The organism is Granulicatella sp. HMSC31F03 (genome assembly GCF_001807725.1).
Lineage (GTDB): Bacteria > Bacillota > Bacilli > Lactobacillales > Aerococcaceae > Granulicatella > Granulicatella adiacens.
Window position 1 is genome coordinate 22,039 of sequence record NZ_KV790856.1, and the last position, 18,221, is coordinate 40,259.

15 protein-coding genes, 1 tRNA gene and 1 pseudogene are annotated in these 18,221 nt (G+C 38.9%); 5 read left to right on the top strand and 12 right to left on the bottom strand.

Features of this window, described 5'->3' with window-relative positions:
* Positions 1–48: 48 nt before the first annotated feature.
* From pyk to HMPREF3106_RS05775, 3 genes and pseudogenes are all read right to left on the bottom strand, one after another.
* A pseudogene (pyk, locus tag HMPREF3106_RS05765) lies at positions 49–1,455 on the bottom strand (pyruvate kinase); the annotation flags it as partial.
* Positions 1,456–1,480: 25 nt separating this feature from the next.
* Positions 1,481–2,446 carry a 6-phosphofructokinase gene (gene pfkA / locus HMPREF3106_RS05770; protein WP_005605729.1) on the bottom strand — a complete coding sequence of 322 codons (966 nt, stop codon included), beginning with the start codon at positions 2,444–2,446 and terminating at the stop codon, positions 1,481–1,483.
* Positions 2,447–2,544: 98 nt separating this feature from the next.
* Positions 2,545–5,898, bottom strand: a complete 3,354-nt coding sequence (locus HMPREF3106_RS05775; RefSeq protein ID WP_070444984.1) for a DNA polymerase III subunit alpha — start codon at positions 5,896–5,898, stop codon at positions 2,545–2,547.
* Positions 5,899–6,037: 139 nt separating this feature from the next.
* Here HMPREF3106_RS05775 and HMPREF3106_RS05780 point away from each other — a divergent pair, with 139 nt between their 5' ends.
* Positions 6,038–6,220 carry a YjzD family protein gene (locus tag HMPREF3106_RS05780; protein WP_049554449.1) on the top strand — a complete coding sequence of 61 codons (183 nt, stop codon included), beginning with the start codon at positions 6,038–6,040 and terminating at the stop codon, positions 6,218–6,220.
* A gap of 303 nt (positions 6,221–6,523) precedes the next feature.
* On the opposite strand, the gene queA is transcribed toward HMPREF3106_RS05780, so the two are convergent.
* The 4 genes from queA to HMPREF3106_RS05800 all read right to left on the bottom strand — a co-directional run bounded on the left by queA (position 6,524) and on the right by HMPREF3106_RS05800 (position 9,866).
* On the bottom strand, positions 6,524–7,561 hold the full coding sequence (queA, locus tag HMPREF3106_RS05785; RefSeq protein ID WP_049554448.1) for a tRNA preQ1(34) S-adenosylmethionine ribosyltransferase-isomerase QueA: 1,038 nt from the start codon (positions 7,559–7,561) through the stop codon (positions 6,524–6,526).
* 14 nt (positions 7,562–7,575) lie between these two features.
* A complete protein-coding gene (ruvB, locus tag HMPREF3106_RS05790; protein WP_049554447.1) occupies positions 7,576–8,583 on the bottom strand; it encodes a Holliday junction branch migration DNA helicase RuvB in 1,008 nt (335 codons plus the stop codon).
* A 12-nt stretch (positions 8,584–8,595) separates the two neighbouring features.
* On the bottom strand, positions 8,596–9,183 hold the full coding sequence (ruvA, locus tag HMPREF3106_RS05795) for a Holliday junction branch migration protein RuvA (RefSeq protein WP_070437072.1): 588 nt from the start codon (positions 9,181–9,183) through the stop codon (positions 8,596–8,598).
* A 143-nt stretch (positions 9,184–9,326) separates the two neighbouring features.
* A complete protein-coding gene (locus HMPREF3106_RS05800) occupies positions 9,327–9,866 on the bottom strand; it encodes an NADPH-dependent FMN reductase (protein ID WP_049554445.1) in 540 nt (179 codons plus the stop codon).
* Positions 9,867–10,296: 430 nt separating this feature from the next.
* Between HMPREF3106_RS05800 and HMPREF3106_RS05805 the strand changes: the two genes are divergently transcribed.
* The gene (locus tag HMPREF3106_RS05805; RefSeq protein ID WP_005605744.1) at positions 10,297–10,482 is read left to right on the top strand and encodes a PspC domain-containing protein; all 186 of its coding nucleotides are present in this window, start codon (positions 10,297–10,299) and stop codon (positions 10,480–10,482) included.
* Between the two features lie 347 nt (positions 10,483–10,829).
* Here HMPREF3106_RS05805 and pta read toward each other — a convergent pair whose 3' ends face one another.
* The gene (pta, locus tag HMPREF3106_RS05810; RefSeq protein WP_049554444.1) at positions 10,830–11,819 is read right to left on the bottom strand and encodes a phosphate acetyltransferase; all 990 of its coding nucleotides are present in this window, start codon (positions 11,817–11,819) and stop codon (positions 10,830–10,832) included.
* A 209-nt stretch (positions 11,820–12,028) separates the two neighbouring features.
* Here pta and HMPREF3106_RS05815 point away from each other — a divergent pair, with 209 nt between their 5' ends.
* The 3 genes from HMPREF3106_RS05815 to HMPREF3106_RS05825 all read left to right on the top strand — a co-directional run bounded on the left by HMPREF3106_RS05815 (position 12,029) and on the right by HMPREF3106_RS05825 (position 13,747).
* Entirely contained in the window at positions 12,029–12,799 is a 771-nt protein-coding gene (locus tag HMPREF3106_RS05815) for a threonine/serine exporter family protein (RefSeq protein ID WP_049554443.1), read from the top strand.
* On the top strand, positions 12,796–13,239 hold the full coding sequence (locus tag HMPREF3106_RS05820; protein WP_005605748.1) for a threonine/serine exporter family protein: 444 nt from the start codon (positions 12,796–12,798) through the stop codon (positions 13,237–13,239). Before HMPREF3106_RS05815 ends, HMPREF3106_RS05820 begins: the two co-directional genes overlap by 4 nt.
* Positions 13,240–13,673: 434 nt before the next feature.
* Positions 13,674–13,747: transfer RNA gene (locus HMPREF3106_RS05825), tRNA-Arg, on the top strand.
* Positions 13,748–13,790: 43 nt separating this feature from the next.
* Here the strand turns inward: HMPREF3106_RS05825 and HMPREF3106_RS05830 are convergent.
* The 4 genes from HMPREF3106_RS05830 to HMPREF3106_RS05845 form a co-directional block, all read right to left on the bottom strand.
* Entirely contained in the window at positions 13,791–14,498 is a 708-nt protein-coding gene (locus HMPREF3106_RS05830; RefSeq protein ID WP_049554442.1) for an alpha/beta hydrolase, read from the bottom strand.
* Between the two features lie 118 nt (positions 14,499–14,616).
* Positions 14,617–15,621 (bottom strand): sugar kinase, encoded by a 1,005-nt coding sequence (locus HMPREF3106_RS05835; RefSeq protein WP_070444987.1) that lies wholly within the window; start codon positions 15,619–15,621, stop codon positions 14,617–14,619.
* Between the two features lie 54 nt (positions 15,622–15,675).
* Positions 15,676–16,305, bottom strand: coding sequence for a bifunctional 4-hydroxy-2-oxoglutarate aldolase/2-dehydro-3-deoxy-phosphogluconate aldolase (locus tag HMPREF3106_RS05840; protein WP_070437061.1), 630 nt, complete (start codon positions 16,303–16,305; stop codon positions 15,676–15,678).
* 53 nt (positions 16,306–16,358) lie between these two features.
* A complete protein-coding gene (locus HMPREF3106_RS05845; protein WP_070437060.1) occupies positions 16,359–18,218 on the bottom strand; it encodes a heparinase II/III family protein in 1,860 nt (619 codons plus the stop codon).
* Between the last annotated feature and the right edge of the window lie 3 nt (positions 18,219–18,221).

Below are 18,221 nucleotides of genomic sequence, written 5' to 3' on the forward strand. Positions count from 1 at the left end.
TTTAGATTCGTTCAAACCTTTTGATTATTGAATGAATTATAAGCGAGCTACTTTCATCATGTTTGTTGTACCTTTAATTCCTAAAGGAACACCAGCAGTGATGATTACTAAGTCGTTTTCTTTAGCAGTGTGGTGGTCACGTACTGCTTGAAGACATAATTCAAACATTTCGTCAGTTGATTTAGCGCGATCAACGATTACTGGTTTAACACCCCAGATTAATGCTAAGGCACGTTGTTGACGTTCTGTTGAAGTGACACCTAAGATTGTTGCGTCAGGACGGAATTTAGAAATCATTTTCGCAGTATGTCCTGATTCTGTTGCAGCAACAATTGTTTTAACTTTTAAGTTTTTAGCTGTATGTGCTACTGAACGACCAATCGCTTCAGCTACATCGTTTTCGTTGAATGCTTTTAATTTGAATTTGTCACGTACACGGATTTCTTGTTCTGTACGAACACAGATATTTGCCATTGTACGAACTGCTTCTACTGGGTAATCCCCTGCTGCAGATTCACCAGATAACATAACTGCATCTGTTCCGTCGAAGATAGCATTCGCTACGTCACCAACTTCCGCACGTGTTGGACGTGGGTTACGTTGCATTGAATCTAACATTTGAGTAGCAGTAATAACTGGTTTACCTAATGTGTTACATTTCTTGATTAACATTTTTTGAACGATCGGAACTTCTTCCGCAGCGATTTCAACACCCATGTCTCCACGAGCAACCATTAAACCGTCAGATAAAGCTAAGATTTCGTCAATATTGTCGATACCTTCTTGGTTTTCGATTTTTGGAATAATTTGAATGTGTGTTGCATTATGTTCTTTTAATAAATCGCGAATTTCTTGAACGTCTGAAGCACGACGAACGAAACTTGCTGCGATGAAGTCAATATCATTTTCAATACCGAAAATAATATCTGCACGGTCTTTTTCAGTGATACCAGGTAATTTTGTTTTAACACCAGGAACGTTAATACCTTTTTTGTTTTTAACAACACCGCTGTTGTTTACGACGCAGACAATTTCTCCATTTGCGTGGTCTACTTCAGTAACAGCTAAACCTACTAAACCGTCATCTACTAAGATAATTGATCCAGGTTTAACATCGTTGATTAATTCTGGATAAGTAATAGAGAATTTTTCTTTTGTTCCTAGCACTTCAGTCATTGAAATATGAACCACATCACCAGTGTGGAATTCAATCGCACCATTTTCCATATCATGTGTACGGATTTCAGGTCCTTTAGTATCTAAAAGAATCGCGATTACTCGTCCAGTTTCTTTACGAATTTTTTTGATTGTATTGATACGTGCTAAATGCTCTTCATGGTCACCATGTGAGAAGTTTAGTCGCGCAACGTTCATTCCTGCTTCTGATAAAGCAGCTAATTTTTCTGGAGCTTCACTAGCTGGCCCAATTGTACATACGATTTTAGTTCTTTTCATTTTGTCCTTGACTCCTTTAATTTTTTTAGAAAGAAATTTCTTTATTTAATTGATACAACTCTAAGTTAGGTAAATGTTTGCCGTTTGCTAATGTTTCAACGATATCACTGTAGATAATTTCTTCAGCTTTAACGCCAACACAAACGCCACCGATATCTTCTTTTAACAAATCGATTGCTTTGGCACCCATTCGGCTTGCAAGAACGCGGTCACGAGCACTAGGAGCTCCCCCACGTTGAACGTGTCCGAGAACCGTAACACGAGTGTGGAAATCACTATCGTATTCACGTAATTTTTTGGCCAGTTCGTCCCCTGACATTACGCCTTCCGCTAGAAGAATTAACGTATGTTTCTTCCCATTTAAACGTCCTTGTTTGATTTCTTTTGCAACAGCTTCTAAATCAAAATCTTGTTCAGGAATTAAAATTTGTTCTGCACCACTAGCAACCCCTGTCCAAAGTGCAATATCTCCAGCACGGCGACCCATAACCTCAACGATAAACGTACGAACGTGTGATGTCGCAGTATCGCGAAGACGGTCTAGCGCTTCTAATACAGTATTGATTGCAGTATCGAAACCAATTGTATATTCCGTACCAGGAATATCATTGTCAATCGTTCCTGGAACCCCAACTGTTGGGAAACCAAGCTTCGTTAAAGCAACGGCACCTTGATAGCTTCCGTCACCACCGATAACAACAAGACCTTCAATACCGAATTTCTTTAATTGTTCAATCCCTTTTTCTTGTCCTTCGCGATTTGCGAATTCAGGATAACGCGCAGAATACAAGAATGTACCCCCACGACCAATCATGTCGCTCACGTCAGACGGATTTAATTTACGAATATCACCAGCCACTAAACCGGCAAAACCGTAGTTAATTCCATAGACTTCAAAGCCTTCATAAATACCCTTACGTACAATGGCACGTACAGCGGCATTCATCCCTGGAGCGTCTCCTCCACTTGTTAAAACAGCAATGCGTTTCACAAAGATTCACCTCTTAGATTTATTTTTACTGGAACAAGCCCATTTGTTCTCATTTTATCACTTTTTAGAACAAATGTCTTTCATTTTCATAAACTTTTTCATTTTACAATTTTTATACATTCTTTATCTAAAAAGTCGATAAGACTAGGTATTAGCTTTGACTCAAGATTTACACCGTTTGCAAAAGAATTCTTTACGAGAGTCTTACTATTCACAAGGAATAATTCAACAGGTGTCACTCCTTTATATTTGGTCACGAGTTGTTTGATTTCCGCATATACTTCTGAAGTATGTTTTTCTGGACGAATCGCAATTTGCAACTTTTTAGATGAATCAGTTAGCAACTTATCAGCAAAACTCATAGGATACATACGATTTAACTGCAATTGCCATTGTCCTTTTTGTCCTCTCTTCACACGACCTTCCATAAGGACCATCGTATTTTGTTGAAGATGCTGATAGATTTCAGCAAGTGTTGATGGAAAGACAACTACATCGATCATCCCAGACGCATCTTGAAGTGTGACATACGCCATTTGCTCTCCTTTACGAGTGGAGATTTTACGAATGTCCACAATCAATCCTACAAAACGCATATATCCTTCTTCAAAAACAGTTTGAATGGCTTGAATCCATCCACTCTTCAAAAGAGGATCGTATTTCGAGGAAGGATGTGGCGAAACTGAAAATCCTAGCACTTCGATTTCTTCTCCAATGCGTTGGAGGAGCGGCTCTTCTTCTACATGAGTGAAGGCTACTTCTAAGTCATCCTCAAGTGATAAATTCAATCCATGGAATTTCACACTTTTAGCAACAGCATCCACATTCGCCTTCAGCGTCGCCCGTGTTTCACCAAACTCATCAAAGGCTCCCGCATTAATTAACGCTATTAAAAGTGGTTCTTTTGTATATTGAGCACCCATTCGATATGCAAAGTCTTGGAACCCTTTGAACGGTCCATACTCATAACGGTTCTTCACGATACTTTCAACAAAGTCTCGTCTAATTCCTTTAATACTGTTGAGACCGACAATAACACCACTATCGTTCGCTACGAAATCAGCAAAACTATTATTGATACTTGGTGGCAATATTTTAATCCCTAATTGACGCGCTTCTACAAGATAGTCTTGTAACTTCGATGATTTCGCACTCGCGTTTTGGAACAAGGCTGTAAAGAACGCTGTAGGATAGTTTGCCTTTAAGTACGCCAATTGATAAGACAGCATCGCATAAGCTACTGCGTGTGATTTATTAAATCCATAGTTGGCAAACTTTTCAATGTAGTCGTAGACCGTCTCGGCATCTTCTTGTTTGTATCCTTTTGAAACGGCGCCTTGCACAAATTTTTCTTTTTGTGCAGCGATAGTTTCACTATTCTTCTTACCAATCGCACGACGTAAAATATCCGCTTCTCCTAAAGAAAAACCAGCCATTTCACTTGCAGCTTGCATAACTTGTTCTTGGTAGACCAAAATACCATAGGTTGGTTCAAGAATCCTTTGAAGAGATGCATGCGGATACTGAACGATTTCTGTTCCTTTTTTACGATTAATAAAATGAGAAATTTGCTCCATTGGTCCTGGACGGTACAACGAGAGTACTGCCACTAAATCTTCGAATTCAGTTGGTTTCATTTCCTTCAAAACACGGCGAATACCGTCTGACTCGAATTGAAAAATCCCGTTCGTCTGTGCTTTTTGGAAGAGTTCAAACGTACGAGGGTCGTCTAGAGGAATCTTCGTAATATCCAATTCTTTTTTCGTAATCTTTTGAGTTTGTTGGATTGCCTTATGCAGCAATGTCAGGTTACTTAACCCAAGTAAGTCCATCTTGAGAAGACCCACTTTTTCAACAGCCTGCATCGCATACTGCGTTAGCATCCAATCTGCTTCCTGAAATGACGCCAAATACCCTTTGTCTCGTTTCATTAAAGGAACTGTCTTTGTCAAATCTTCTTGCGATAATACAACACCTGCAGCATGGACTGATGAATGACGAGGAAGACCTTCCAGAGCTCTGGCCACTTGGTATAGTTTGCGATTGCGCTCGCTACTTTCCACATGTTCTCGAAATGCTTTATTTTCTTTATAGGTCTGCTCTAATGTTACTTTCCCTTGAGCGATATTATTTGAAAACTTCTGAACTGTAATGATGTTTTCGCCAAAGACTTTACATACATCACGTATCACTTGTTTCGCTCCAAGCGTACCAAATGTCACGATTTGTGCTACATTTTGATTTCCATATTTTGAAACGATATATGCTAAAATATCTTCACGCTTATCATCAGGAAAATCCAAGTCGATATCAGGCATTGTATAACGTTCACGGTTTAAGAAACGTTCAAATAGCAAGTGATAACGAATCGGATCAACACCTGTAATATGTAAGAGATACGCTACAAGTGAACCTGCCGCAGATCCACGACCAGCTCCGGTTTGAATGCCTTTCTCGCGCGCTTGACGCATAATATCCCAAACGATTAGGAAGTAATCATCAAATCCCATTTCATGAATAACAGCCAACTCTTCTTTAAGACGGTTCACATAAACAGGTGTCGTTACCCCCATCTCCAGCATAGCAGCCTCACATAATTCATAAAGGAACTCTGCACTCGTCTTCCCACCTGGAACTGGGAATTTAGGGAGCATGGTGTCTCTTAGAGGAATCTCTACCACTAAATCTTTTGTAAACTTTTCTAAGTTAGAAAGAAGCACTCCACCTTCTACCACTTGGAACACCTTCGCCATCGAAGTCGCTTCTGGTAAAGATTCACTCCCTGATGCATCTTCTTGAGTAAACGAGAGAGTTTCCCCTAGTCGAATCGCTTGTAAAACCTTCCAAGGGAAATAATCAGTTGTATTTAAATAACGAGAGACGCTAAAGGCAACTGGAATCACACCAGCAGCTTCAATCCCTTCACGCATTGTGTCGAACTCACCGCGTTCAACCATTTCACGAGTAATCCCTACAGCAATCTCAACGCCAGCATACTCTTCCTTCACAGCTCCTAGAACTGCTTCAAGTCTGCCCTTAGAATGCGCCGCAACCCACTCACTATCCATTGGAGGAAGAACGATTTTCACATCCTCGCTATGAGTGGCAATCCACTCCGTCATCTCCTTTGTCCAAGTAAGCCCTTGTTGATAAAGGGTTGAAAGTTTCAGGAGGGATTCGTACCCCTTAGCGCCTTTTGCATAGACGATGAGCATTTCTTTTCTAGAAGCATCACTCTTCCAGGCAACCTCGAATGTACATCCTAGAATCGGTTGAATTCCATTTTGAATACAGCGCTCATAAAACTCCACTGCGCCGTGCAATACACCATCATCTGTTAGGGCCAATTGTTTATAACCTAATAATTTTCCAGTCGCAACATATTCATTTAAACGAATCGTGCTCTTGAGTAATGAATAGCTACTGAATACTTGTAAAGTTGTAAACGGCATAAGGTTCCTCCTCTCATATTTGTCGTCTTATTATAGCATATCTTCCCCATTCGCGCTCCCTTTTGGAAAGTTTTTCAACCCATCTATTGTCAAAAGAATCTCCCTTGTACTATAATGAGAAGTGAAAGAAGGGTTGTCCGTGAAATATATTGTTACCATCGTATGGGGATTGATACTTAGCCAAGTTACTTACTATTTAGGAAGTGCACTCTCTCAAACACCTTACAACGTACAAAGTGCCGTAACCGTAGGAGTACTCGTAACCACAGCTATCTTTATCATCCAACACGTATTTATGAAATCAAAAGAAAACAGAAGTTAAGAGTTGAACCTTAACTTCTGTTTTTTTATTTTATAAGCACACACTAAGAATGTCTCTCTCCTTTTAGCAATGTTCTGTATAAATCGCACAAAAGGACCGTGGGCAAATGAAGAAGCATAGGGATTCTATGGTAGAAGTAATAGCGATTAGTAATCGATGTGAATTACTGACTCTGGAAATTCATTTCCTAGAGTCAGTTTGAAGCTCGGTAGGATTGAGACAAAAGGCTCAATCCGATACAGCTATTATCTCTACCATGAAGAGTTCCCTATGGTTCGTAGTTAGACCGAAGGTCTTTTTCCTTTATTTATGCACAAACATTGCATCGCCAAAACTAAAGAAGCGGTAACGTTCTTCGATGGCGTGCTGATAGGCTTCTAGTGTGAATTCACGACCAAGATAAGCACTGACAAGCATCACAAGCGTTGATTTTGGTAAGTGGAAATTCGTCACAAATGCATCCACCACACGGAACTCATACCCAGGAGAGATGAAAATATCCGTCCATCCACTCGCAGGCACCACATGCCCATCGTTGTCTCTAGCAACCGTTTCTAACGTACGAATCGAAGTCGTCCCAACAGCAATCACTCGTTTACCAGCTTTTTTAGTCGCTTCAATCATATCCGCAGTTTCTTTTGACACATTATAATACTCTGAATGCATCTTGTGGTCTTCAAGAGAATCCACAGAAACAGGTCTAAACGTTCCTAGACCAACATGCAGCGTTACTGGAACAATATTCACGCCCTTCTCACGGATTTTTTGCATTAATTCTTCCGTAAAGTGCAAGCCAGCTGTAGGTGCTGCTGCAGATCCATTTTCTTTAGCATAAACGGTTTGATAACGTTCTTTATCTTCTAAACGCTCTTTAATATAAGGTGGTAAAGGCATTTCCCCAAGAGATTCCAACACTTCTAGGAATACTCCTTCGTATGAAAACTCGATGATACGTCCACCTTGTTCTAATTCTTCGACAACCGTTGCTTTAAGTCGGCCATCTCCAAAAGAAACAACACTACCCACTTTCATACGTTTGGCAGGTTTTACAAGTGTTTCCCACTTGTCACCTTCCGTATTCGTTAATAGTAAGGCCTCAATATGAGCTCCTGTTTCTTCTTTTGTTCCATAAAGACGAGCTGGAAGTACACGTGTGTTATTCACAACAAGTGTATCTCCTTCTTCTAATTCATCTAGTAAATCAGAAAAATGTTTATCTTCAATGCTATGTGTTGTTTTATCCACCACTAATAAACGTGAAGACGTACGGTCTTTCAATGGAGTTTGAGCGATTAATTCTTCGGGTAAATCGAAGTCGAAATCTTTCGTTGTATAGTTCATTTCTATTTCCTTCCTTACGCTAAAGGATATAAGCGCCCTAAGTGAGCATATCCTTCCGGCGTCACCACACGACCGCGTGATGTCCGTTTTAAAAATCCAATTTGTAATAAATAAGGTTCATACATATCTTCAATGGTTTCCGCATCTTCTGAAATATTCGCCGCAATGGCACCAAGCCCAACAGGACCACCATCGTATAAATCGATCATCGCCGTTAATAATTTACGGTCAATATGATCTAACCCTTTAGCATCTACTCGCAAGACTTTTAGGGCTTGTTGCGTAATTTCTTTTGAAATCATCCCTTCTTCGTATACTTGAGAAAAGTCACGTACACGCTTTAAGAGACGATTGGCAATACGCGGTGTCCCGCGAGAACGAAGCGCAATCTCAAGAGCGGCTTCATCCTTAATTTCACTATCAAAGACATTTGCACTGCGTTTAACAATCTCAGACAGAGAAGCCTCATCGTAGTATTCCATATGTTCTACGATCCCGAAACGGTCACGAAGCGGTGCAGAAAGTGCCCCTGCACGAGTTGTTGCTCCAATCAACGTAAACGGCGGCAATGGAAAATGCACCGGATGCGCAGTTGGCCCTTGTCCGACTACGATATCCACAAAGAAATCTTCCATCGCTGAATACAGCATCTCTTCCACTACACGTGGCAATCGGTGAATCTCGTCGATAAATAAAACATCTCCTGCTTCTAAGTCGTTTAAAAGAGCGACTAAGTCTCCTGGGCGTTCAATCGCTGGCCCACTGGTTGTCTTAATACCAACTTCTAATTCATTAGCAATGACCATCGCAAGTGTCGTCTTCCCAAGCCCCGGAGGTCCGTATAGTAACACGTGGTCCAAGGCTTCAGAACGACTACGCGCCGCTTGAATATAAATGGCAAGTTCTTCTTTTACTTTTTGTTGCCCGATATATTGTTGTAACGTCTGTGGTCTTAGTGATAACTCGTCTTGTACTTCCACTTCGTCAGGCGGGTTTTGGTCAATAAAACGTTCTTCTTCCACGATAATCCTCCATTATTTCATCAATAGTTTAAAGGCCACTTTTAATGCCTCTTGCGTCGTACTTGGAGCAGTAGCTTCCAGTGACTTCCAAATCTTTGTAATTTCTTTTGCAGAATACCCAAGGCCCAGTAATGCTTCTTTCGCTTCTTCAAGAGTGGCTTGGTTCGTTGAAACGACTGCTTTCGTTGTTTCCTCTGGTAGTGCTTCAAACTTCCCTTTCAAGTCCAAAATAATTTGTTGCGCTGTTTTCTTACCAACTCCTGGGAATTTTGTTAAATAAGTGACATTCCCACTTTCTACAGCGTTCACGAATCCTTCTGTATCGTCATTTGCTAAAATACTCATCGCACTCTTTGGACCAATACCAGAAACACTAATTAATCGTTGGAATAATTCGCGTTCTTCGCTTGAGATAAATCCGTATAATGTAATCGAATCCTCACGAACAACTTGTTGTACTAAAACTTTAATTTGTTTTTTTAGAGAATCTTGCAAGCGGTATGGGTTTGCAAATACCACTTGATAGCCTACGCCATGCACATCAATAACAATAGCTGTTGGTAAGATATGCGCTAACTCTCCATTAAAATATTCATACATGAATAATGCTCCTTTTTATGTCTATATCAGTACAATTCTAGCATAACAGGAAGGTCTAGGGCAAATGTCTGTTCGTATACTGTTCAAAAAAAGCAGCCTCCTTCAAAGAGAGACTGCTTCCTTAAGTTAAGTTTGAAATTTAATTATGCATTTAATAATGCTTCAGCTTGTTTTTCAAGTCCTGCTACTACTTCATCGCTTAATGTAACAACACCAGTTCCCCAGGCTTCTGGGTTAATTGTTGCAGCTGTGAAATCACCTACTACTTGCATGCGTACAAATGGTAATAATGATTGATATGAAGCGAATAATTGATCATGCCCAGCTGCTGCTAATGCAGATACTGTTACTACTTTATCTTGTAAAATAGAAGGTCCACTTGGGTTTGATAAATCTAGAGCACGACTCATCCAGTCAATTAAGTTTTTCACTGTTCCTGGAATAGCAAAGTTATACACTGGTGAGAAAATCCAAATAGCATCTGCTTTACCGATAGCATCGCGTGCTGCTTGTACTTCAGGTAATACTGGAGTTTCTAAATCTTGGTTCATTAATGGAAGGTTTGAGTAGTCTAAGTATGATACTGTTGCTTTTCCTTCTAAAAGTTGTTCTGCTTTTTTAGCCATTTGGTGGTTAAAACTTCCTTTACGTAAGCTTCCTACTACAAATAAAATGTTTTTCATATTAAATTCTTAAATTCCTCATTTCTTTTTCGTTGTTTTTCCAAGAAAGCGACGTCTTCTCTCTTGGCTTAATTAAAGATTATCATCACTTAAATATTAAAGCAATTTATTTGCTCATAAAAAATTATTATAAATTTAGAACCTCTAACAATGAACCAGAACCCTTGCTATCAAGAGATTTCTCAAATAGAAATCTAATAAATAATCTTTCGGATGAGATATATTATTTAATAATAAAGTATATAAATTTACTCCATTCTCATAATAAGAACATCAGCCGGAATATGAATATTTTGTGAAATTCACCGAAAATTCATATCTGTTTTTGAAAGAATCTAGTTCTTTCCGTGAAATGTAGTAAAACTAATTGTCTTCCATAAATAGCCTACGATACATTTAATATAATCTTAACAATTAGGAGTGATTTCATTTGGAAAAACGTTTAACACGTAATGTAAAAGAAAAGAAAATTATGGGAGTTTGTGCTGGTGTAGCTGATTACTATGGTATCGATGTTTCATTAGTTCGTATCGGCTGGGCAATATCTGTCTTAGCTGCAGGAACTGGAGCTTTAGCATACGCAGTTTTATCATTTGTACTTCCTGAAGGTGAATAATCGTTTTAAGTAAAAAAGCAGGTTTTAAACCTGCTTTTTTTGTGCTTTAGAAATATTCTATCTTCTTTTATGTAGTTGAGTTCGCCATCGCAGAAATCGCGAAGTCTCGCACCGCTCAGTAGCTTATTGATGTTCTCTTCATCACCTGTGATTCGGGAATATCTAATAAGCCTATATAAATAGAAAAACGACTCGCGATGCGAGTCGTTTTTGTCTTCTGTCTTTCTCTTGAAATCGGGCTCCAAAGTGCAAAAGCTCAAGCCTTTCTCACTTTGTCCGCACGACTATACTAGTCGCTTACGGCAAAGTTCGAACCGTCATCGCTTTTGAGCGCGCTTTGTCGCACCTTAGTTTTCCATCAACGCTTGGTTAGCTGTGATAATAGCTAGTTTGTAGACGTCTTCTTCGTTACATCCACGTGATAAGTCAGAGATTGGTTTGTTTAATCCTTGTAAGATTGGTCCGATTGCTTCGAAGTTACCGAAACGTTGTGCAATTTTGTATCCGATGTTACCTGATTGGATTTCTGGGAATACGAATACAGTTGCTTGTCCAGCTACTGGTGAGTCTGGAGCTTTTTGTTTACCAACGCTTGGTACGAATGCAGCATCGAATTGTAATTCTCCGTCGATGTTGTAGTTTGGAGCTAATTCTTGAGCGATTTTAGTTGCTTCAGCTACTTTTAATGCTTCTTCAGATTTAGCAGAACCTTTAGTTGAGAAACTTAACATTGCAACGTTTGGTTCAATACCGAATAATTCAGCTGTTTTAGCAGATTCTACTGCGATTTCAGCTAATTCTTGTGCGTTAGGGTTAATGTTGATTGCGCAGTCTGAGAATAAGTATTTCTTAGATTTGTCGCTGTTGATCATAATGAACGCACCACTTGTACGAGATACTCCTGGTTTTGTTTTGATGATTTGTAATGCTGGACGTACAGTGTCCCCTGTTGAGTGAACCGCACCAGATACTAATCCGTCTGCTAAGCCCATGTATACCATCATTGTTCCGAAGTAAGTTACGTCACGTAATAATTTTTGCGCATCTTCTTCAGATACTTTACCGTTACGACGTGCTACAAAGCTTGCTACCATTTCAGCATATTTATCGTCCGCATAAGTTTCAGGATCGATAATTTCTAAATGAGAAATGTTAAATCCACGAGCTTCTGCTACTTCATTAATAGCATCTACATTTCCAAGTAAGATTGGTTGGCAAAGTCCATCAGCTAATAAACGAACTGCTGCACCGATAATTCTTGGTTCATCTCCTTCTGGAAATACGATTTTAACGTCTTTCCCTTTCAATTTAAGTGATAATTCTTCAAATAATTCCACGGATATCCCTCCAAAAATTTGCTATCTTAATAATACACTAAATACTTTTAAAAAAACAGTACAATGTTAAAACAATCATCAAAAAAACAGCTGTACTAATTTGTAAGCAATATGAAAATAGTACAGTTTCATTTCATAAAAATTTCTACTTAGCAAAACACCGCTAGTATGCTATACTTAGAGAGTGTTTTAGTAAGGAGGAAGGCTTTGTGCGATCATATGCAAAAAAATTAATGGATACCGCTATTCTGGCTGGTCAAATCATGCTTGAATGCAATGCGGAATCGTATCGCGTGGAAGAAACAATGAACTATATTCTCTCCACTTCAAACTTTGAAACTTGCGAAGCCTTCGCAATGGCGACTGGAATCTTTGCAACGCTCGATGATGACTGCATCGATTCTATTACAGAAATCCGCCGTGTTCCAAATCGTGACACAAATTTAAATCGTATCTATAAAGTTAACGCCATTTCTCGTCAATTAGTGACAAAAGAAATCGACCTTGATACGGCTTATCAACGATTACAAGATTTAAAAGAATCCGAATATCCACAGTGGTTAAAAGACTTAGGCCTTATTCTGATGTGTGGGTTCTACGCTGCTCTATTTGGAGCAACGCCAATTGAACTCGTCATTGCATCCGTAGCAGCGATTATCATGCCATTTGTTTATAAGTTAGATCCGAAATTAAAATTAGGAACATTCGTGTTGAACCTCATCTCGATTATTCCTGCGATTGTCATTATCATTTTGATTCAGAAACATTTCGTTCCGGACGCTCGAATCGGCATCTCCATTGTAGGATTAATCATGCCGGCCGTTCCTGGAACCGCCATTACAAATGCCATTCGCGATACATTACGCGGAGACTACAACTCAGGAGCAGCCCGGGCAATTGAAGCGTTTGTGACGGCTCTTTCCGTCGCTATTGCTGTTGCTTTGGGACTCGTCTTAGCAGGAGGTGCAAATCCCTTATGATTTATCAAGTGATTAGTGCTCTCATCGCTGTCTACTTCAGTTGTATTGTCTTTGAAGCACCAAAACGACTCCTCATTCATATTTCGATTATTGGAGGCATTGGTTGGTTTGTATATCTCTTCTTCTTGGATAGTTCTGGATTACAACTAGCTACTTACTATAGCGGCCTTACAATTGCGTTTTTATCGCACTTAGCAGCACGCTATTTTAAAGCTCCCGTAACGGTATTCTTTATCCCTGGATTTTTCCCACTCGTTCCTGGTGCAGGCATGTATCGTACCGTATACGCCTTCTTTGTAGGAGATGTTGAAAAAGGAAAATTCTTCTTCGGTCAAACAATGATTACTGCCGGGATGATTGCACTTGCTATCTTTACGGTCGATTCGATTTTCCGTCTGTATTCGCATTGGCAATCTTCACGCCGTCAATCAGCAAACTAAATAAACCTTAAAAACTGCCAAAATTTTTTGGCGGTTTTTTTATACATAAACCGAAGATTTAGAGATTAAATTCATTGCTATTAAAAACTTTAGATTCCGTCCCTTTGGGATATCTTCATGGTAGGGATAAGAGCTTTACCGGTTCGAGCCGATGTCTCTCACCTACTGAGCCTCAATGAGTCTCTACGGAATAAATTCCTAGAGTCTCATATTCGCATCAGTTACGAAACGCTCTTACTCCCACCATAGAATCCCAAGGGACTCCATCTTTTTTCATAAAATCTGTGGTCTCTAAACCTTCTTGTTTAAAGACATAATTGAGTTTTATTATTTAAATCTGCTTTGCGGATGAAGATTGTCATTCCTCATTTTGTTAAGAAAAAGTGACTGTGTATGGACAGATTGCAGGTTCTGTGGTTCAATAAATGTATCAGGGTGTCATAGCTCAGTTGGATAGAGCAAGCGTTTCCTAAACGCTAGGTCGGGGGTTCGAGACCCTTTGACACCGCTAGAAAAAAATCCACTGGTTAAACCAGTGGATTTTTTGTTCATTATCTACAATTCTCTTCTACCCATTCAATAGCACGCCAGGCACGTCCTGGAATATCATTTCCATGATTTCCCACTTCCAACGTAAACTGGAAATCACCTGCTTGAAATTTCGGCTCATAAAAATCTTTTAATGCTATCGTATTTAGAGTTTGGTCTGCTGTTAAATTCGTCGCAGTCGTTCCTTCTTGGTCTCCCACACTCATGTATAATTTTGGATGAGCGGCTTTAAAAGGATGTTCTTTTAAATAGTCCAGAAAATCAGGAAACCACAGCGATGAAGAACAGCTGAGGGCGGTCCCAAATAAATTAGTGTTCACCGCTGCGTACAGGCTGAATAATCCACCTAGCGAATAACCACCGATAACTCTCTTTTCTTCGCTTGAGGCAAAAGCATATTTACTCTCACAAAATGGAATAACATGTGTTGCGAAAAACGAAAGATGTTCTGCAGCTTTCCCACCGAAATCCATCGGCATGCTTTCTGACGCCTGGAGAGGCCACGGTGTATAATCATCTGTTCGATTATTTGCATTTATGAGTACAAAATTGAGTGCAGGTTGATGTTTGCGAATCCAATGATTAAAAGGTTCTTCGAATTGATCTCCATCTAAAAAATAAATGGTCGTAGCATCTTTGACATTGGAACGATAAACATATAGCTTCACTCCCTCAATTTCTTGTTGGATCCATACAGAATTTTTAACCATGGCGATTCCCTTTCTACTGCTTATTCTCCACTATTTTAACAGTTTTCCTCGCGCTTGATAAGCCCAAATGAAAAGACGTCAGAGATAAACACTGACGTCTAATTGTTGTTATATCAATTTAACGGACAATTTGTCCCGATTTTTGGTTCATAAATTCAAAGACTTCATCTTCATTGAATGGATTCCAGTCTCCAAAAACAGTATGTTTTAAGACTGAACTTGCAGTTCCAAAGTCAACAATTTGTTGGCTATCCCACCCTTTTAGAACGCCGTTTAGAATTCCTGCAGCAAAGGCATCTCCTCCACCTACTCGGTCGATGATTGGATTAATGTCATATAGTTTAGACTCTACGAATGCTCCATCTTCACCTACGAAAAATCCTTGTAATTCGTTATGATTTGTTGAAATGACATTTCGTTTTGTTGAATACAACACTTTAATATTTGGATATTTTGCTTGAATTCGTTTGTAAATTTCTTCTAGGGAAACATTTTCGTCTTCTGATGCAACTTTCAAGAAATGAATCGCATCTAATCTACCTGCAGAAAGAATATCTACATACGGTAAAATTTGTTGGAAACAAGGATAGGCTTCCTCATAACTCCAAAGCTTACTACGGTAGTTCATATCAAAACTTACACGACATCCATATTCTTTTGCCTTACAAACGACTTCAACGGTCCATGATTGCCATTTCTTCGAAAGTGCTGGCAAAATTCCAGAAATATGCAACAAATCCACACCTTTGAAAATTTTATCTAGATTCCAGCAGAGTTCGTTCACAACAGAGATACTAGAGTATAAACGATCATATGTAACGCGAGAAGCACGTCCTGCATTCCCCTGCTCTAAAAAGTATGTTCCTAATCTTCCATATTCTGTCGCAACCAAATCTGTATTGATTCCATTCATTCGTAATCTGGAACTGACAGCGTCGTTTAAAGGGTTATCTTGAGGTAGAACTGTTGCTACCGAGACATTATGACCAAAGTGAGCTAACGAAATCCCTACATTTGCTTCAGCTCCACCATAGCAGGCTCTGAACTCTTTTGTACTTTTTAACCGTACATCATCTGCGGTCGATAATCTTAACAAAATTTCACCTAAAGTGATGACTCTCATCTTGTCTCCTCTTTTCTTAAATAGAATTCTTTAAGAAGGATGAATTACCTCCATTTAATCAGCCAAAGCATTCACAAATTCTTTGGCAATTCGTGTTACACTTTCATACCCTTCTGTTGCAACTTTCGCACCAAGAGCACTTCCTACACCTACTGCTACTGCGCCTTTTTCTTTCCACTCTTTAATATTGGCTAGAGAAACTCCACCTGAAGGCATTAAATTTACATTTGGAATTGGGCCATGAATATCTTTAATAAATGAAGGGCCTAAAACTCCACCAGGGAATAGTTTAATGATTTTTGCTCCACCATTCATCGCTTGTACGATTTCTGTCGTAGTTGCACAACCTGGGAAGTAATCGATATGAGCTTCATGAGCAACCTTTTGAATATGTGCATCATAGTGAGGACTTACTAAAAATTCCGCACCAGCAGCAATTGCTTCTTTAGCCAACTCTACTGTCATAATCGTTCCAGCACCAATGACAACTTCTGATTTTTTTGCATAAAGAGCTTTCAATTCAGTAATTGCTTTAGAAGCCTCAGGTGTTGTATAAGTCACTTCAATATTTTTAATTCCACCTAATACAGAATGTTTTGAAATTTCAATCGCATCATCTGATGATTTTCCACGAATAACTGCAAAAATATAGTTTTCTTTTAATTGATCTAATACACTTGACATGTCCTTTCTCTCCTTTATAAATCCGTCTTTGCTATGAAACAAAGGTTAGTTTTTTATCTGAATCTTATTTTCTGATTATTTTTCTCAGCAACCATTCTCCCATAAACGATATTTCCATTTGAATCTTTTAGATATTTCAGTCCATTATGAATATCTTCTGGAGAATAATAGATCGTTAACTCTCCACTCTTGGTTTTACATTTTATTTTTGTCCCTCTTTCTTCTCCTGGACAATCTAGGCGAGGGATGCTCTCCTTCTCCACTGAATAAGGTTCCAATGCAATACATGTAAAAATGGGATCTTTTTTATTTCTGATTTTTAATTGAATGCCTTCATCCAACGAATTGTATCGTTTAGAATATTGGATAGCCTCTGTAACCATCTCTCCATTCGTCCAGAACCTGGAATACACATCATTCGAATGTTTCGTTGGGATGATAAAGTTTTGGGCTAAAGCATGTCCACTTTCTTCTTCATCAATCACCAAAAGAAGTTTTGCTTGCGTATCCAAAATCATTTTTCGACTAACATAAGCTCTACTAGAAGTTTCATTATCTTTCATAGGAATACTCCATTGTGCTTCAAAATAATAGAGAGCTTCCTCCTTTTTCATCTGAATCGATAAAGGTTTTGCTACCCAATGATATCCCCATGAATTTTCAATAGAAGGATAATGCCCTTTTTCTACTAAAACCGTATTTTGCATCCGTTCTGATTTAAATCGAACTCGATTTTCACATTCCGTGTAAGTATATCGTCCGGGATGTGTCATAAAATGAACTCCATCCATTTCTAAACTGATTGCTCCGAGGGATGCATGACCATGTGAGCTTCCATGAAGGCCACAAAACAGACTGAAGTAAATATCTGAACTTTTTACAACCGCTAATCCGCCTACTTCATCATAAAACCAGTCTTCGAAATTCACTTTATGTTTTTTATCAAACGCTCTCCCTGAATATAAAACTCCCATTGTATACTCTGGACATTCACTCTCAAACCCCAGCAAATGATAGTAGGAATGGACCCAAGAAAAATCAACCGTATCACTGTCATTTAACGCTAAAAGCATGTGAGAGGAATTCGATAAATAATAGCTCGCACGAATGGGTTCGATCAAAACTTCCTTCCAAATGTGTTGATCCTCATCTCCCATGTAACAAGCAATCTGAAATAAATAAGCAAAACACATTACAACTTGATGATGATACAGTGGACTTTGTTCCCAATGAAGTCCCGTTTTTGTAAACTGAAGAGACGCTTGCTTTAAAAGTGTTTCTTTAGCCCACAAATACAGCTCAGGTTGTTCATCAAAGAAATATACGAAAGAAAGAACACCACTGACTGCAAGCACTCCCCAGTTACTTAGAAGATGCTTCTCTTGTAAATGAGTACGAATATAATTAACATGCAAAGACATCGCTTCTTGAATTTGCTTTCTTTCTACCTCACTAAACTTTGATAGAGGAAGATAGGTTAAACTTTTCACCCAATTCATTAAGCGGATGCCTGCATCCAAAACTCTCCATGAAGCTTCTGGGTGAGAAATCTCTTTTTCATTTTCCAAAATAAAATCAAAAACGATTTCCTTCCACTTTTTCAAGTATTTTTCTTCTTTTGTTATATAAAATGCCACAGCTAAATCAACCAGATATCCTTGCCGATTTAACATGAAGATCCATTCCATATCTCCATTTGGCGTTTGGTGCCATTTAAACTCATGAAATGAATATTTTTCAAAACACGTTTCCATATCCATTTGATGATCATAGTAGACTAAATCCTGGTCAACTAAAGCATCTACTCTAGAAAAAAGTTCAAGCAGAAACCCACTTGAACTTTTCCCTATCTTTTTTAGAAATTCTTCTTTTAACCAAAATCTAGATTGATATGTCTCTAGATTCGTAAACATCTC